This window comes from Actinocorallia sp. A-T 12471 (assembly GCF_033875155.1).
GTDB lineage: Bacteria > Actinomycetota > Actinomycetes > Streptosporangiales > Streptosporangiaceae > Actinocorallia.
This window is the reverse complement of record NZ_JAWZTE010000015.1, coordinates 1-16,381: the sequence shown is the minus strand read 5'-3', so window position 1 is coordinate 16,381 and position 16,381 is coordinate 1. Positions and strand designations below refer to the sequence as shown.

Annotated in this window: 14 protein-coding genes; 7 read left to right on the top strand and 7 right to left on the bottom strand. The window is 72.3% G+C overall.

What is annotated here, in order from left to right; translation table 11 throughout:
* The first annotated feature begins 33 nt into the window (after window positions 1–33).
* Both R9X44_RS31085 and R9X44_RS31080 read left to right on the top strand, forming a co-directional pair.
* On the top strand, window positions 34–2,763 hold the full coding sequence (locus R9X44_RS31085) for a DEAD/DEAH box helicase (RefSeq protein WP_319817913.1): 2,730 nt from the start codon (window positions 34–36) through the stop codon (window positions 2,761–2,763).
* Between the two features lie 146 nt (window positions 2,764–2,909).
* On the top strand, window positions 2,910–5,459 hold the full coding sequence (locus R9X44_RS31080) for a hypothetical protein (RefSeq protein WP_319817912.1): 2,550 nt from the start codon (window positions 2,910–2,912) through the stop codon (window positions 5,457–5,459).
* Here R9X44_RS31080 and R9X44_RS31075 read toward each other — a convergent pair.
* The 3 genes from R9X44_RS31075 to R9X44_RS31065 all read right to left on the bottom strand — a co-directional run bounded on the left by R9X44_RS31075 (window position 5,456) and on the right by R9X44_RS31065 (window position 7,707).
* Window positions 5,456–6,142, bottom strand: a complete 687-nt coding sequence (locus tag R9X44_RS31075) for a Crp/Fnr family transcriptional regulator (RefSeq protein ID WP_319817911.1) — start codon at window positions 6,140–6,142, stop codon at window positions 5,456–5,458. The two genes, R9X44_RS31080 and R9X44_RS31075, sit on opposite strands and share 4 nt — an antisense overlap.
* Before the next feature lie 121 nt (window positions 6,143–6,263).
* Window positions 6,264–6,674, bottom strand: coding sequence for a hypothetical protein (locus tag R9X44_RS31070; protein WP_319817910.1), 411 nt, complete (start codon window positions 6,672–6,674; stop codon window positions 6,264–6,266).
* Window positions 6,675–6,798: 124 nt separating this feature from the next.
* Window positions 6,799–7,707, bottom strand: a complete 909-nt coding sequence (locus R9X44_RS31065; protein ID WP_319817909.1) for a 5'-3' exonuclease — start codon at window positions 7,705–7,707, stop codon at window positions 6,799–6,801.
* Window positions 7,708–7,773: 66 nt separating this feature from the next.
* Here R9X44_RS31065 and R9X44_RS31060 point away from each other — a divergent pair, with 66 nt between their 5' ends.
* Window positions 7,774–8,928 (top strand): Xaa-Pro peptidase family protein, encoded by a 1,155-nt coding sequence (locus R9X44_RS31060; protein ID WP_319817908.1) that lies wholly within the window; start codon window positions 7,774–7,776, stop codon window positions 8,926–8,928.
* A gap of 73 nt (window positions 8,929–9,001) precedes the next feature.
* Here R9X44_RS31060 and R9X44_RS31055 read toward each other — a convergent pair whose 3' ends face one another.
* Window positions 9,002–10,252, bottom strand: a complete 1,251-nt coding sequence (locus R9X44_RS31055) for a sn-glycerol-3-phosphate ABC transporter ATP-binding protein UgpC (RefSeq protein ID WP_319817907.1) — start codon at window positions 10,250–10,252, stop codon at window positions 9,002–9,004.
* A gap of 203 nt (window positions 10,253–10,455) precedes the next feature.
* Between R9X44_RS31055 and R9X44_RS31050 the strand changes: the two genes are divergently transcribed.
* Window positions 10,456–11,487, top strand: a complete 1,032-nt coding sequence (locus tag R9X44_RS31050; protein WP_319817906.1) for a LacI family DNA-binding transcriptional regulator — start codon at window positions 10,456–10,458, stop codon at window positions 11,485–11,487.
* Window positions 11,488–11,497: 10 nt separating this feature from the next.
* The gene (locus tag R9X44_RS31045; protein ID WP_319817905.1) at window positions 11,498–11,938 is read left to right on the top strand and encodes an Lrp/AsnC family transcriptional regulator; all 441 of its coding nucleotides are present in this window, start codon (window positions 11,498–11,500) and stop codon (window positions 11,936–11,938) included.
* A 5-nt stretch (window positions 11,939–11,943) separates the two neighbouring features.
* Here the strand turns inward: R9X44_RS31045 and R9X44_RS31040 are convergent, their stop codons facing one another.
* Window positions 11,944–12,696: a TetR/AcrR family transcriptional regulator gene (locus R9X44_RS31040; protein WP_319817904.1), complete on the bottom strand. Its 753-nt coding sequence runs from the start codon at window positions 12,694–12,696 to the stop codon at window positions 11,944–11,946.
* Window positions 12,697–12,798: 102 nt separating this feature from the next.
* Between R9X44_RS31040 and R9X44_RS31035 the strand changes: the two genes are divergently transcribed.
* Both R9X44_RS31035 and R9X44_RS31030 read left to right on the top strand, forming a co-directional pair.
* Entirely contained in the window at window positions 12,799–13,761 is a 963-nt protein-coding gene (locus R9X44_RS31035) for an ATP-binding cassette domain-containing protein (protein ID WP_319817903.1), read from the top strand.
* The gene (locus R9X44_RS31030) at window positions 13,758–14,576 is read left to right on the top strand and encodes an ABC transporter permease (protein ID WP_319817902.1); all 819 of its coding nucleotides are present in this window, start codon (window positions 13,758–13,760) and stop codon (window positions 14,574–14,576) included. The genes R9X44_RS31035 and R9X44_RS31030 overlap by 4 nt, the downstream gene beginning before the upstream one ends.
* Window positions 14,577–14,615: 39 nt before the next feature.
* Here R9X44_RS31030 and R9X44_RS31025 read toward each other — a convergent pair whose 3' ends face one another.
* On the bottom strand, window positions 14,616–15,563 hold the full coding sequence (locus R9X44_RS31025; protein WP_319817901.1) for a lipoyl synthase: 948 nt from the start codon (window positions 15,561–15,563) through the stop codon (window positions 14,616–14,618).
* A 62-nt stretch (window positions 15,564–15,625) separates the two neighbouring features.
* Window positions 15,626–16,381: 2-oxo acid dehydrogenase subunit E2 (locus tag R9X44_RS31020; RefSeq protein ID WP_319817900.1), on the bottom strand; the 756-nt coding region annotated here is incomplete at its 5' end.

Sequence of the window (16,381 nt, the reverse complement as noted above, 5' to 3'; positions counted from 1 at the left end):
GAATCGGCTCCCGCGAAACCATAGGCTGGAAGCATGAGCAGTCCCGCCGAGCGTTACGCGGCCCACCAAAGGAACGTCACCGAGAACGGGCCCGCGCTGCGGGAGTTCCGCGGCCTGTACGACTTCGACCTTGACGGATTCCAGCTTGAGGCGTGCCGGGCGCTGGAGTCCGGCGACGGCGTCCTGGTCGCGGCCCCCACCGGATCGGGCAAGACCGTCGTGGGCGAGTTCGCGGTCCACCTGGCCCTGCGGGAGGGCCGTAAATGCTTCTACACCACCCCCATCAAGGCGCTGTCGAACCAGAAGTACGGTGACCTCGCCAGGCGGTACGGGGCCAAGAACGTCGGGCTGCTGACGGGCGACAACTCGGTCAACGGCGAGGCCCCGATCGTGGTGATGACCACCGAGGTCCTGCGGAACATGCTGTACGCGGGCTCGCAGACCCTTGATCGGCTCGGCTACGTCGTCATGGACGAGGTCCACTACCTCGCCGACCGGTTCCGCGGCGCGGTCTGGGAAGAGGTGATCATCCATCTCGCCGACTCGGTGCGGGTGGTGGCGCTGTCGGCGACGGTGTCGAACGCCGAGGAGTTCGGCGAGTGGCTGAAGGCCGTGCGCGGTGACACCACGGTGATCGTGGACGAGCACCGGCCGGTGCCGCTGTGGCAGCACATGCTGGTCGGCACGCGGCTTTACGACCTGTTCGTGGAGGACTCCCGGGAGGGCCGCGCGAAGGTCAACCCCGAGCTGCGCAGGATCTCCCTTGACGACGTCCGCAAAGCCAAGATCAACTCCGGGCGGCGGTCGGGACGCCGCCGCGACCACCGTCCCGTCAGGTTCCGCCCGCCGTCGCGGCCCGACGTGATCGAGCGGCTCGACCGGGCCGGGCTGCTCCCGGCGATCACGTTCATCTTCTCCCGCAACGGCTGTGAGGCCGCCGTCAGCCAGTGCCTGCACTCGGGCCTGCGGCTGACCTCGCGTGAGGACGCCCAGCTGATCCGGCGGATCGCCGAGGAGCGCACCGCCGACATCCCCGAGGCCGACAAGGTCGTGCTCGGCTACCACGACTGGCTGAACGGCCTCGAGCGCGGGATCGCCGCCCACCACGCGGGCATGCTGCCGGTGTTCAAGGAGGTCGTGGAGGAACTGTTCGCCAAGAACCTCATCCGCGCGGTCTTCGCCACCGAGACCCTCGCGCTCGGCGTGAACATGCCGGCCCGCACCGTCGTCATCGAGAAGCTCGACAAGTGGAACGGCGAGGCGCACGCCGACCTCACGCCCGGCGAGTACACCCAGCTCATCGGACGGGCCGGGCGGCGCGGCATCGACGTCGAGGGCCACGCGGTCGTGCTGTACCAGCCGGGCATCGACCCGGGCGCGGTCGCGGGCCTGGCCGGAACCCGGACTTATCCGCTGAACTCGTCCTTCCGGCCGTCGTACAACATGGCGGTGAACCTCGTCGGCGCGGTCGGCAGGGAACGCGCCGCGACCCTGCTCGAGGAGTCGTTCGCGCAGTTCCAGGCCGACCGTGCGGTCGTCGGGCTGGCCCGTCAGCTGCACAAGTCCGAGGAGGCGATGGCCGGGTACGCCGAGGCCGCGACCTGCCACCTGGGCGACTTCATGGAGTACGCGGCGCTGCGCCGCGCCCTGTCGGACGCCGAGTCGCGGCTGTCGCGCGACCGCGCGGGCGCGCGCCGCCTCGAGGTGGCCAGGTCGCTTGAGCGGCTGCGGCCCGGCGACGTGGTGATCGTGCCGTCCGGGCGGACCCAGGGCGTCGCGCTGATCCTCGACACCGGCATCGCCAAGCGCTCCGACGGGCCCGCGCCGCTCGTGCTGCTGGACAGCCGCCAGGTCAAACGGCTCACCCTCGCCGACTTCCTCGCGCCCGCCGAGCCGGTGGAGCGGGTGAAGATCCCCAAGTGGTTCTCGCCGCGCAACCCCCAGCACCGCAAGGACATGGCCGCGACGCTGCGCAACAAGGTCCCGCACGCCGAGGCCAAACGGCACAGGGGCCGCGGCGGGGCCGGCGAGGGCGACGACGCCGAGATCCAGCGGCTGCGCGCCCAGCTGCGCGCCCACCCCTGCCACGGCTGCACCGACCGCGAGGACCACGCCCGCTGGGCCGAGCGGTACTTCAGGCTCGAGCGCGAGGCGGCCGGGCTGCGCCGCCGCGTCGAGTCGCGCTCGCAGGTCATCGCGCGGACGTTCGACCGGGTGTGCGGGGTGCTGGAACAGCTCGGCTACCTGAAGGACGGCGCGGTCACCGACGCCGGGCGCAGGCTCGGCCGGATCTACTCCGAGCTCGACCTGCTGACGGCCGAGTCGCTGCGCGAGGGCCTGTGGCAGGGCCTGTCGCCGGCCGAGCTCGCCGCGTGCGTGTCGGCGCTGGTGTACGAGTCGCGCCAGCCCGAGGACGCCGCCCCGCCGCGCATCCCCCCGGGCAGCCGTGACGCCCTGACCGCGATGGTCAGGCTGTGGCGCGAGCTTGAGGGCGTCGAGAAGGACAACGACGTCGCCTTCCAACGCGAACCCGACCTGGGCTTCGCCTTCGCCGCCTACCGCTGGGCCGGCGGCGAGGACCTCGACGAGGTCCTCAGCGAGGCGGGCATGACCGCCGGCGACTTCGTCCGCTCCGTCAAACAGCTCATGGACCTCCTCGGCCAGATCGCCGACGCCGCAGGTGACGGCGAAGTCCGCACCACCGCCCGCAAAGCCGCCGAAGCCATGCGCCGAGGCGTAGTCGCCTACTCCTCCGTAACCTGATCCCCCGGGGAAACGGCCCACGGACCGGCCGTTTCCCCGTTTTCGGGTACATCTCGATCTTCCATCAATAGACCCGTGATTCTCCGACTTTCCGGTCGAAGCGCAGTGAACCTTGCGATGCTGCGTCGTGGCGGAGGGAGAGCGCGGTGGAGGGGTGGACCCGCGAGGACGTGCTCGCACTGCTCGGCGTCGTGGCGACCGTCGCCGTGGCCGTCGGCGGGCCGGTGCTCGGCTTCATGCTGCTCGCCAGGAACGGCCTGAACAGGCTGCTCGGCAGGTCCGGACGGCGCTACCGGAGCTGGTTCATCGCCGAGTACCGCGTCGTCTACAACGTGTACCTGCGGGAACGCAGCGAGCTCGACCTCGGCACGACCTACGTGGCGCTGTCGGCCGTCGGTGAGGACGCCGACGGCCGCCGCGTCGCCACCGAGGTGATGGGCGACGCCGACAGCCGCCGCCTGGTCATCACCGGCGACCCGGGATCGGGCAAGTCGACGCTCCTCAAAGCCTACGGCGTCGCCATCTGCCGGCCGCCCCGCACCCTCGCCGATCGGTCGGACCTGTGGCACATCCGGCGCGGCAAGGAAACACCGTTCTTCGTGCCGCTGCGCCGCTTCGCCGAAGCGCTCGACCGCGGCGGCGACGACCTCGGCAGGTTCCTCGTCGAGGAGATCCTTGTGCGGCGGGCACGGTTCCCGCGCGGACAGGCCGAGGCGTACCTCGCGGAACTCCTGAAGAAGGGCGGCTGCCTCATCCTCGCCGACGGGCTGGACGAGGTGCCCGACGACAAGTACGAGCGTGTCCGCAACGCCCTGTACGCGTTCGCCGAGAACGGCGACCCCGACAACCCGACCGAGAACGCGCGGATCATCGTGACGTGCCGCCGCCAGAACCTCATCGGATGGCGGGGCGAGTGGATTCCCCGCTTCGCCGCGCACGAGCACACCCTCAACCCGCTGCGCGACACCGAGATCCTGCGCTACCTCGACAACCTCCGCCCGCTGTTCGCCGAGCCGCAAAGCCCCGAGGCGTTCTTCGGCGCGGTCCGCGAGTCCGCCGAGACCCTCGACCTGCACCGCACCCCGCTCATCCTCGCCATGTCCGTCGGCCTCTACCTTTCGCGGCGGCCGAGGCTCGACATCCCCGACACCACGCTCGAACTGTACGGGCAGATGGTCGCCGAGATGCTGAAGCGGCACGACTTCACCGACGACCCCGTCGCCAAGTCCAACCGCTTCCAGGCAAGGGACAAGGAACGCTTCCTCCGCGAGTTCGCGTTGGAGATGGCCGAACGCGACGGGGCGTTCGAGGACTTCACGCGCGCGGAACTCGTCGCGGCGGCGCGGCGGCTCGCGCCGTCCCTGCGGGAGGTGCGTGAGGCGCAGGCCGAGGACTTCGTCAAGGAGATCTTCGACAGGTCGGGGCTGCTGGCCGACGTCGGCGACGACGCCAACGCGACGTTCGCGCACCGCTCCATCCAGGAGTACCTGGCGGCGGTCCAGCTGCACCGGCTCCCCGACGGAGCAGAACGGCTCCTGGCGCGGGCGGGCGACCGGGCGTGGCGGCTGGTCACCCTGTTCTACGCGGCGGGCGACCAGCCGCAGATCGGGGAGTTCCTGGAACGGCTCGCCGGACGCGACCTCGATCTCGCCGTCCGCTGCCTCGCCGGAGCCGACACCGACGACGTCAACGCCCTCGGCGTCCGTATCCTCGACGCCTACGCCCCCGAGTGGGCCGGCCCGGCGGACATCGAACCGGTGCTCACCGCGATCCTCCAGGCGTGCCGATCGCCCCGCGCGGTCGTGCGCGACCGCGCGGTCGCGCACGCCGAAAGCCTGCTGCTCGGGGTGCCCGACCACGCGCTCGTCGGCTGGCTCGGCGGCGACGAGAACCTGCTGCGGGTCCTCGGCGCCGTCGCCGGGACCAGCACCGCGCGGATCGCCTCGCTCATGCCGAGGTTCAGCGGCGGGCTGGCCGACGACCCCAGACTCGTCCCGATCCTGTGGCAGTGCCTGGCGAGCCCCGGGATCGAGCGGCAGCCGGCGGTCGCGCACATCCTCCAACTGCTGCTCGACCTCGCGGTCGACCCCGACGGCTTCGCCGAGCTGGAACGGCAGCCCGCTTATGCGCCCTCCTTCCTCACCGAGCTGCGGCGCCGGGCCTACCCCTTCGACCGGGCGCTCCCGCACGACCACAACCTCGTCACCCTGCTGGCCTGGGCGCACCACATCGGCGTCGCTCCGTCGCGGCCCAGCAGGTTCTTCGAGGCCGCCGACGCCGCGCACTGGTTCGAGGCGCTCGAGCGGGACGAGCGGCGCGGTCTCAGGTTCAGTCTGTTCCCGTTCGCACGGTGGACGAGCATCACCGCGACCGTGTGCTCCCTCGCGCTCGTGGCGTTGACGCTGGCGACGGACCCGGGACCGTTCCTGGAACCGTTCGGCTGGCGGACGCCTGCCGTGCTCGTCGGTGTCAGCGTCTCGGCGGCGCTCGGCGTTCTCGGGCTCGCCGTCACCGGCGAGGAGCGGCCGGAGATCCCCGAAGTCCTCGGCCCCGCCGAAGGGGATGCCGGGAGACTCGCCCTGGGATGGATGGTCGGCTGGATCGTACGGATCTCCAGTAGCGCCAACCCTTACCTCGACGTCTACCGGCATCCGACGAGTGCGCACTGGCTCGGCAGACGACCCGGGGAAGGTTAGCGGTCGGGGGTGGTGGTGTGGGTGTGGAGGGCGGCGGGGTTGCGGAGGATGGTGCGGCGCCAGCCGGTTTCGACGAGGCCGAGGGCGCGCCAGTCGCGCAGGGCGCGGGCGACGGTTTCGCGGGAGGCGTCGATGCAGCTGCCGAGTTCCGACTGGGACAGGGGCGGGATGAGGACGCCGCCGTCGGGGAGGCGGCGGCCGTTGTCGGCGGCCTGACGCAACAGGAAGGCGGCGAGGCGGCCGGACAGGTGGGTGCCGCCGCCCGCGGCGAAGCGGTGGTCGGACTGGGCGAGGCGCAGCGCGACCGTCGAGGACAGGGTGGGCCAGCCGTCGGGGTCGTCGTGCAGGAACGCGGTGAAGCGGACGCGCGGGACCGACAGGGCCTGCAGGGCGTGCAGCGCGGTGACGGTCGCCGAGCGCGGCGCGCCGGTGATCAGGCCGGCCTCGCCGATGAGGTCGCCGGGGCCGCGCACCGCGACGACGACCTCGCGGCCGTCCTCGCCGGTGACCGACACCTTCGCCCACCCCTCCCGGATCACCAGGACGTGGTCGGGCTCCTCGCCCTGCCGGCACAGGTGCTCGCCGGCGCGGAACCTGCGGTGGCGGCCGCCGCGCAGCAGGACGAGCCGGGACGGCTCGTCAAGGCTCGTCCAGAACGTGGGGCGGGGTGAGTCCTCGGCCATGGCGCGGTCTCCAGTGCGCGGGGGATACAGCATCCAGGAGAAACCAGGACGTGTCGGTCTGGCAAGACCGGCGTCCCTCCGTCGTCGCAGGCTCGCGACAGGGCGGGGGACGCCGGGGGCCTCAGCGGGCCAGGAACTGGACGCCGACCGTCCAGAGGCAGAACGCGGCGGCCGTCCCGTAACTCCACAGCCTCGCCTGGAAGGTCCACATGCTGCGGGTCTCCAGCCCGGCGAGGATCTGGCTCGCGTTCGCCGCCGCGCCGAGCGCCGCCGACGCGCGGTCGAGCAGCAGCACGATCCGGCTCCCGGCCGCCATCAGCGGAATCAGCAGCACGGTCAGCGCGAGCTGGGCGAAGGACGGTTCGGCCGAGGCCAGCAGGCCGACCTGGACCAGGACGCCGACCGCCATCATCGCCACGGTCCACGACGCCAGCGACGTGTCATGGTTGGAGGCTCGGACGGCGGCCGACAGTTCGTCGTCGGAGTAGGGGCGGTCGGGAAGAGCGGCGGGGCGGCTGTGGATGAGAGCCATGGGGGCGACCTTCCGGATTGGGCGTCGGCGGGGTACCCCAAAGGGAACACCCGTCCTTGCCTTCAGAGTGCGCCGACTCGTGCGCTCACCGTGTGCCCGTTGACACAGCGACCGAGAATCTCGATCACAGTGCGGCGAGAAGCCGGTTCACCGGTGACGCGAGGTTCCACCGGTCCGCGAGCGCCACGAGGGCCTCGGGGTCCTTCGGTTCCTTGGGAAGCGCGTCCTCGACCGTCAGCGGGAGGTCGGTGACGACCCGGCACACCAGCTCGGCCGGGCCGAGGTAGGCGCGCGCGGCCTCGATCCGCTTGCGGCTGCCCGCCGGGAACCCCTCGGTGACGCCGGAGTCGACGGCCTCGAGGATGCCCGCGAGGGACCCGAACCGCGTCACCAGCGCCGCCGCGGTCTTCTCCCCGACGCCGGGGACGCCGGGCAGGCCGTCGCTCGGGTCGCCGCGCAGGGTCGCGAAGTCCGCGTAGGCCCTGCCGGGAATGCCGTACTTCTCCGACACCTCGCGCTCGCCGAACACCTGGAGGTTGCGGATGCCGCGCGCGGTGTACAGCACCCGGACCTCGCGGGCGTCGTCCACGAGCTGGAACAGGTCGCGGTCGCCGGTCACGATGTCGACCGGGCCCGCGTCACGGGCGGCGAGCGTGCCGATGACGTCGTCGGCCTCGTAGCCGTCGGCCCAGGAGCGGGCGAGGCCGAGCGCGTCGAGGACGGCGTCGATCACCGGGAGCTGCGGCAGCAGGGTGTCGGGGGTCTCCTCGACGTCGCCGCCCGGCCGCTCCTCGGCCACCCGGTGCGCCTTGTACGACGGGATCGCCGCGACCCGGAACGCCGGCCGCCAGTCGGCGTCGAAACAGCACACGAGCCGCTCGGGACGCCGGTCGGCCACCAGGCGGGCGATCATGTCGATCAGGCCGCGCACCGCGTTCACCGGGGTCCCGTCGGGGGCCTTCACCGACTCCGGCACCCCGAAGTACGCGCGGAAGTACAGCGAGGGGGTGTCGAGCAGCATCAGACGGGACATGCGCCAAGCGTAGTGCAGGGGGGTGACAGCGCCCGGCCGCGTGATCGGCTCGGCTACCTTAAGGGGATGGACAACGACGCCCGCGACAGTGCCGCCAGCGAGAACGTCGTGACGACGACGGCGCTGTACCCGCCCGAGCGGATCACCCGGGTGCGCGAGGCGGTGGGGAGGGCCGGTCTCGACGCGGTCGTCCTCACCCCCGGCCCCGACCTGCGCTACGTCACCGGCTACGACGCGCACCTTTCCGAACGGCTCACCTGCCTTGTGGTGCCCGCGCAAGACGAGGCGTTCCTGGTGACGCCGCGCCTTGAGCTCGCCGTCGCCGAGGCTTCCCCGGCCGGGGGGCTCGGCCTGGAGATCACCTCATGGCAGGAGACCGAGGACCCGTTCGCGCTCGTCGCCGCGCGGCTCGCCGGGGCAGCCCGCGTCGCCGTCGCCGACCACATGTGGGCCGCGATGGCGTTCCGGCTGCGCGACGCGCTGCCCGGCGCGGCGCTCACCGCCGCCGGAGGGGTGCTGCGCGAGCTGCGGATGCGCAAGTCCGGCGCGGAGATCGAGGCGCTGCGGCAGGCCGGCGCGGCCATCGACCGGGTGCACCGGATCGTCCCGCAGCTGCTCAAGGCGGGGCGGACCGAGGCCGAGGTCGGGCGGGACATCGCCGAGGCGATCCTCGCCGAAGGGCACGTCAGCGTCGACTTCACCATCGTCGGCTCAGGGCCCAACGGGGCGAGCCCGCACCACGAGCTGTCGGACCGGGTGATCGGACGCGGCGAGCCCGTCGTGGTGGACATCGGCGGCACCATGCCGTCGGGGTACTGCTCGGACTCCACCCGCGTGTACAGCGTCGGACAGCCGCCCCAGGACTTCCTCGACTACTACGCGGTCCTGCGCGACGCCCAGGAGGCAGCCGTGGAGGCCGTCCGGCCGGGGGTGACGCCCGAGGCCGTCGACGCCGCCGCCCGCGACGTCATCGCCGCCGCGGGATACGGCGAGTACTTCCTGCACCGCACCGGCCACGGGATCGGCCTGGAGACCCACGAGCACCCCTACATCGTCGAAGGCAACACCGAGCCTCTGGCCGAGGGGATGGCGTTCTCCATCGAACCCGGCATCTACCCCGGCGCGCACGGTGCGCGCATCGAGGACATCGTCGTGTGCACCGGGACGGGCGCGGACCGGATGAACCTCACCCCGCGCGACCTCGTCGTCATCGACGGATAAGCAGCATCGAGTAAGGGCCAGCAAAGCCGTCGGCCCGGCCGCCCCCCGAGGCGACCGGGCCGAGACGGGTCGGTCAGACCTTGGCGACGCCGATGCGCGCCGCGGTCGCCACCGCGTCCGGGTGGCCGATCGAAAGGCCGGTGGCCGGGTCGAAGAAGTGCAGCCGGGTGCAGTCGATGCCAAGCTCGAGGGTGTCGCCGGGACGGGCGTGCGAGCGGGCGTTCACGCGCGCGGTCCACAGCGTCTTGTTCTCCAGCAGCGGCAGCGCGCCGTCGCCCTCCTCGCCGTCGGTGGCGTCGCTGGCGAGGTCCGCGGTGTCCTTGTGCTGGACGGGCGCGGCGTCGATCGGGAAGATCACGTTGATCTCCGAGCCGAGCTCCTCGGTGACGCTCGCGGTCACCCGCACGCGCGGCCACTCGGGCCTGGCGTGCTCGGTGTCCTCGAAGTCCGACGGGCGGATGCCCAGGATGATGTCGCGGCCGACGTAGTCGGCGAGGCCCACCTTGGCCGCGAACGCCTCGGCAGGGACCGGCAGCCGGAACCCGGCGAAGTCCACGCTGCCCGCGCCCGAGGCGTCACGGCCGAGCCGCGCCGTCACGAAGTTCATCGACGGCGAGCCGATGAACCCGGCCACGAACAGGTTGACGGGGTTCTCGAACAGGTACTGCGGGGTGTTCACCTGCTGGAGCTTGCCGTCGCGCAGCACCGCGACGCGGTCGCCGAGCGTCATCGCCTCGATCTGGTCGTGCGTCACGTAGATCGTGGTGACGCCGAGGCGCTTGTGCAGCTGTGACAGCGACGCGCGCATCGACACGCGCAGCTTCGCGTCGAGGTTCGACAGCGGCTCGTCCATCAGGAACGCCTGCGGCTCGCGCACGATCGCGCGGCCCATCGCGACGCGCTGGCGCTGACCGCCCGACAGCGCGGCGGGCTTGCGCGACAGGTACGGCTCAAGGCCCAGCATCTCGGCGGCCTCGGCGACCCGCTTCTTGATGTCGGCCTTGGGCGTGCCGCGGAGCTGAAGGCCGAACGCCATGTTCTGCTCGACCGTCATGTGCGGGTACAGGGCGTAGTTCTGGAAGACCATCGCGATGTCGCGGTCCTTGGGGGCGAGGTCGTTGACGACCTTCTCGCCGATCGCCAGGGTGCCGCCGGAGATGTCCTCGAGGCCGGCGATCATCCGCAGCGCGGTGGACTTGCCGCAGCCCGACGGGCCGACGAGCACCATGAACTCGCCGTCCTGGATCTCCAGGGACAGCCCGTCGACGGCCTTGACCCCGCCCGCGTAGATCTTGTCGATGCCGTCAAGGACGATCCGCGCCATCGTGCGGCCTTCTTTCTCGCGTCTGTCCGGTCGCCGCACCCGGAGTGGAAACGTTTCCAAGCTGGCTTGCGGCGGTCTGTCGCCCTATGTCTAACCCCAGCAGGGGTGGTTGTGCAAGAGAATGTGGGGCTATGGAAGATATGGAAACGTTTCCAATTTGGCGTCGGGGCGGTGCGTGGGAGGATGGGGCTCGGAGGTGGCCGGTGGCCGGAGTGACCATCAAGGACGTGGCCGCCGCGGCCGGCGTCGGCGTCGCCACGGTCTCGCGCGTCATGTCGGGCACCGGATCGGTCAGCGCCGCGACGCGCGAGCGCGTCCAGGCCGTCGCGGCGTCCATGGGGTACCGGCCCAGCGCGCTGGGACGCGGGCTCAAGACCCAGCGGACGGGCGGGATCGGGCTGATCATCCCCGACGCCGCCGACCCCTTCTGCGCCGAGTTCGTCGCAGGGGTCCTCGACACCGCGCGGTCGGAGAACTGCCACGTGCTGCTCGACGCGGCGGGCGAGGACCCGGCCCTGGAGGCAGAGATCGTCGACAGGTTCGCCCAGCAGCGCGTCGACGGCGTCATCGCCATGCCCGTGCTCGGCGACGCCGCCATCTGGCAGGCCCTGGCGAGGATCGACGTCGCCGTCGTGTTCGCCGGGCGGATTCCGCCGGGCCTCACCGGCATGCCCGCCGTCCTCGCCGACGAGGCGGGCGGCGTCCGCACGGCCGTCGACTACCTCACCGGGCTCGGCCACCGCCGCATCGCCCACCTCGACGGCGACGCCACCCTCGGCGGGGCGCGCGAGCGGCGCGAGGCGTTCCGGGCGACCCTCGAAGAACACGGCCTGGCCCCCGACGAGGGGCTGCTCGTGCGGGCGAGGCCGTCGGCCGACGCGGCCTACGCCGCCGCCGCGGGCCTGTTCCAGAGCCGTCCCGACCTCACCGCGATCGTCGCGGGCGGCCACCGGCTCGGCGAGGCCGCCATCCTCGCCGCCCGCGAACTCAACCTCCGCATCCCCGCCGACGTGTCGATCATCGTCGTGGACGACGTGCCGTGGGCTGAGCTGTGCGATCCGCCCCTCACCGTCGTCACGCGGCCCGCGCGGGCGATGGGGGAGCGCGCGTGCGAACTCGTCCTGCGCGCGCCCGCCAGACGGCCGGGCCGTCCCGTCGTCCTGCCGACGGAACTCATGGTCAGGGCGAGTTGCGGTCCGGTCACTCCTTCCGCCCGACCCGGGCGATCACGGTAGATTTCTCCCTGTGGAGGACACCGACCGGCAGATCCTGCTCCTGCTCGCCCAAGACGGCCGCATGAGCTTCACCGACCTGGCCAAGGAGACCGGCCTGTCCGTCTCCGCCGTCCACCAGCGGGTGCGCCGCCTGGAGAAACGCGGCGCGATCCAGGGCTTCACCGCCCGGCTCGACCCCGACCAGATCGGCCTGCCCCTGACGGCGTTCATCTCCATCAAGCCGATCGACCCCGCCGCCCCCGACGACGCCCCCGAGCGCCTCGCGCACCTCACCGAGATCGAGGCGTGCCACTCCGTCGCCGGCGACGAGAACTACATCCTCAAGGTCCGCGTGGCCACCCCCGCCGCCCTCGAGGAACTCCTCAAGCAGATCCGCTCCGCCGCCAACGTCAACACCCGCACCACCATCGTCCTCAGCACCCCCTACGAGGCACGCCCACCTCAGATCTGACGGGGTTACGGCAGGCGGGCGGCGAGGCCGTCGAGGAGGGTCTCCAGCCCCCAGGTGTAGGCGTGGGCGGGGGAGTAGGCGGCGTTGAACTCCGCGCCCACGGCCGAGCCGACGCGGGCGGAGACCGTGAGGTCCGGGTCGGTCATGACCTGGGTGAGCGCCGGGGTGACGGCCTGCCACCACTCGGCGTCGGACATGCCGGTGGACGCCTCCACGCCGGACATCGAGCGGGCCGCGCGGGCGGAGCTGTCCACGTGGGACAGCACGAGGGTGAGGGCGGCGTCCATCTCGACCTCGGTGAGGCCGATGCCGTCCAGGGGGCGGAGTTCCGCCTCGTACTTGCGGCTCGTGTGCGGGCCGAGGTTCGGGCGTGACGGGCGCAGGTCGAGCAGCCACGGGTGGCGGGCGTACAGGTCCCAGTTGCGGGCGGCGACGAGGCGCAGGCCGTCGCGCCAGTCGCCCGCGTCGGCCGGAACTGTGACGTCGTCGCCGTACAGCTCGGCGTAGACGGAATCGACCATCAGGGCCGTGAGGTCGTCCTTGCCCGGAACGTGCCGGTACAGCGACATCGCGCCCACGCCAAGGCGCTCGGCGACCCTGCGCATCGAGACCGCGTCGAGGCCCTCGGCGTCGGCGATCTCCAGGCCCGCCGCGACGATGCCGGGGACGCTCAGCCCCGAGCGGCCCGGCGCGGGATGGTGCCCCCACAGCAGGTAGACGCTGCGGGCGAGGTCCTGGACGGGCGGGCGCGGAGGCAACGAACCGACTCTTCCCTGATCGACTTGCGGGTTGCGTACACCGTACCCTAGTCTTCTTGCGTACGGCGTACTCTACGCCGTACGCAACCCTGGGAGCTGCCCATGACCCCGGCGATCCTCGCCGAAGGACTGCGCAAGTCCTACCCGTCGGGCCCCGCGCTCGACGGACTCGACCTCCACGTGCCGCGCGGCGAGGTACACGGCCTGCTCGGCCCCAACGGCGCGGGCAAGACCACGGCCGTCAAGATCATGACGACGCTGCTCGCGCCCGACTCCGGCGTCGTCCGCGTCGCCGGACACGACCCGGTCCGCGAAGGCGGGAAGGTCCGCGCCCGCATCGGGCTCGTCGGCCAGTACGCCGCGCTGGACGAGGACCTGACCGGCGAGCAGAACCTCGTCCTGTTCGGCAGCCTGTCCCGGCTGTCCCGGCGCGCCGCGCGGCGGCGCGCCGCAGAACTCCTCGAACGGTTCGGGCTCGCCGACGCCGCGGGAAGACGCGCGGCGACCTACTCGGGCGGGATGCGCCGCCGCCTCGACCTCGCCGCCGCCCTGCTCGTCGCGCCCGAGGTCCTGTTCGTGGACGAGCCCACCACCGGCCTCGACCCGGCAGGCCGCCGCGAGGTCTGGGACACCGTCCGCGCCCTCGCCGACGGCGGCACGACGGTCCTGCTCACCACCCAGTACCTGGAGGAGGCCGACGCACTCGCCGACCACGTCTGGCTGCTCGCGCGCGGCACGATCGCCGCCGACGGGACCCCCGCCGCGCTCAAGGCGCGGATCGGCGCGGACCGCCTCGACCTGCGGCCGCGCGACCCCGCCGACCTCGGCCGGCTCGCCGCGCTCGCCGGACCGCACGCCTCGGGACCCGTCGAGACCGGGGACGGGCGGGTCAGCGTCCCCGTCGCCGACCGCGCGCTGGCCGTCCCGGCGGTGGCCGCCGCCGTGCACGCCGACGGGATCGTGCTCGCCGACCTCGCGGTGTCCGCGCCGACGCTTGACGAGGTGTTCTTGCGGCTTGTCGGACCCGACGCCGAGGCCCGTGTTGCGAAGGAGGAGGCGCGATGAGCGCGGTGACCGTGGCGGCGGAAGGGCCGTCGGGGGTGCGGCGGGTCGCCGTCGACACCTGGACGATGACATGGCGGCAGCTGCTGCACTGGCGCAACCGGCCAGGGCTGAAGGTGTTCGGGTGGTTGTTCCCCGTGCTGATGATGGGCATGTTCAGCGCGCTGCTCGGCGGGGCGCTCAGCGCGGGGACGGGCGGGGACTACCTCGCGTTCGTGATGCCCGGCGTCCTCACCATGACCGTTTTCTTCGGGCTTGAGGGGACCATGGGCGGGGTGGCGGCGGACGCGTCCAAGGGCGTCACCGACCGGCTGCGGTCCCTGCCCGTCGGAGGTTTCGCCGTCGTCGGCGGGCGGGCCGCCGCCGACCTGCTCGACTCCCTGGTCTCCCTCGCCGTCGTGGTCGCAGCCGGACTGGCGTTCGGATGGCGGCCCGATACGAGCGCGGGCTCCCTCGCCATCGCCCTCGGGCTGCTGCTTCTGCTGCGTCTGGCGATGCTGTTCCTCGGCATCCACCTCGGGCTGAAGGCGAAGACGCCGGAGACCGTCCAAGCCGTCCAGATCGCCGTGTGGCCCGTACTGTTCCTGTCGAGCGTGTTCGTCGACACCTCGACCATGCCCGGCTGGCTCGCCGTCGTCGCCGACGCCAACCCCCTGTCCGCCACTTCCACCGCTCTGCGCGACCTGCTCGGCGCGCCCACCCAGGCCGCGTCCTGGCTCGCCGGGCACGCCATGCCCGCGGCCGTCCTCGGGCCCGTCCTCCTGCTCGCCCTCCTCGTCCCGCTGTCGATCCGCACCTGGCGCGACGCGGCACGCTGACCCCGGCGGCCCGGGGAGTCCCCCGAAGGCTCCCCGGGCTCAGCGCGGCTGACGGCGTTCCGTCGCCAGCCGGTACAGCCGTCCCGCGCGGTAGGACGAGCGGACCAGCGGACCCGACATGACGCCGGCGAAGCCCATCCGCTCGGCCTCCTCGCCGAGCTCCACGAACTCCTGCGGCTCCACCCAGCGCTCGACCGGGTGGTGCCTGGGCGACGGCCGCAGGTACTGGGTGACCGTCACCAGCTCACAGCCCGCCGCGCGCAGGTCGGCCAGCGCCCTGACGGCCTCGTCACGGGTCTCGCCCATGCCGAGGATCAGGTTCGACTTGGTGACCAGGCCCGCCGCGCGCGCCTCCTCGAGCACCCGGAGAGACCGCTCGTAGGAGAACGCGGGACGAATCCGCCGGAAGAGGCGCGGCACCGTCTCGACGTTGTGCGCCAGCACCTCGGGCCGCGAAGCGAAGACCTCCGCGAGCTGGTCGGGCAGCCCGTTGAAGTCCGGGATCAGCAGCTCGACGCCCGTGCGCCCGGCCGGACGCGACGCCGTCGCCTCATGGATGCGGCGCACGGTCTCGGCGTACAGCCACGCGCCGCCGTCGGGAAGGTCGTCGCGGGCGACGCCGGTGATGGTCGCGTGGTTCAGGTCCATCGAGCTGACCGACGCGGCGACCCTGCGGGGCTCGTCGCGGTCGAGCGGGCCGGGTTTGCCGGTGTCGATCTGGCAGAAGTCACAGCGCCGCGTGCACTGGTCTCCGCCGATCAGGAACGTGGCCTCCCGGTCTTCCCAGCACTCGAAGATGTTGGGACAGCCCGCCTCCTGACAGACCGTGTGCAGACCCTCGTCCTTGACGAGCTGCGTCAGCTCCCGATACTGCGGGCCCATCTTCAGCCGTGTCTTGATCCACGCGGGCTTGCGCTCGATCGGCACCTGGGCGTTGCGGACCTCAAGACGCAGCAGCCTCCTGCCGTCCGGGGACACAGCGGACACCTGCGGCTCCTTTCCACGGGTGGGCCGCGACGCCCCGAGGGACGTCGCGGCCGGAAGACGGGCTACAGCCCGAGCTCGCCGTCGAACCCGGCGGCCTCAATACGGGTCCGCAGGTCGGCGAGGAAACGCGCGGCGTCAGCGCCGTCCACGATCCGGTGGTCGTAGGACAGCGACAGGTACACCATGTCGCGCACCGCGATCGTCGGGCCCTCACCGGGGACCTCCCAGACGACGGGACGCCGGACCGTCGCCCCCACGCCGAGGATCGCGACCTGCGGCGGCGTGAAGATCGGGGTGTCGAACAGCGCGCCCCGCGAACCGGTGTTGGTGACGGTGAACGTGCCGCCCGACAGCTCGTCGGGGGTGATCCCGTTGTTCCGCGTCCGCGCGGCAAGGTCGGCGATCCGCAGCGCGAGACCCCGCACGTCGAGGCCGCCCGCGTCACGGATGACCGGGACCATCAGGCCGCGCTCGGTGTCCACCGCGATCCCGACGTGCTCGGCGTCGTGGTAGACGACCGTGCCCGCCTCGGCGTCGATGCTCGCGTTCAGGGTCGGGTGCGCCCGCAGCGTCTCGGCGGCGGCCCGCACGATGAACGGCAGCGGCGACAGCTTGACGCCCGCGCTCTGTGCGAACGCCGCGCCGAACTCGGCACGCGTCCGCATGATCCCGGTGACGTCGACCTCGATCACCGTGGTGAGCTGCGCCGAGGTGTTGAGCGCCTGCACCATGTTGGCGGCGATCACCTTGCGCATCCTGCTCATCGGCACGGTCCGCCCCCGCAGCGACCCACCCGCCGCACCCGGTGCGGCGGCCGA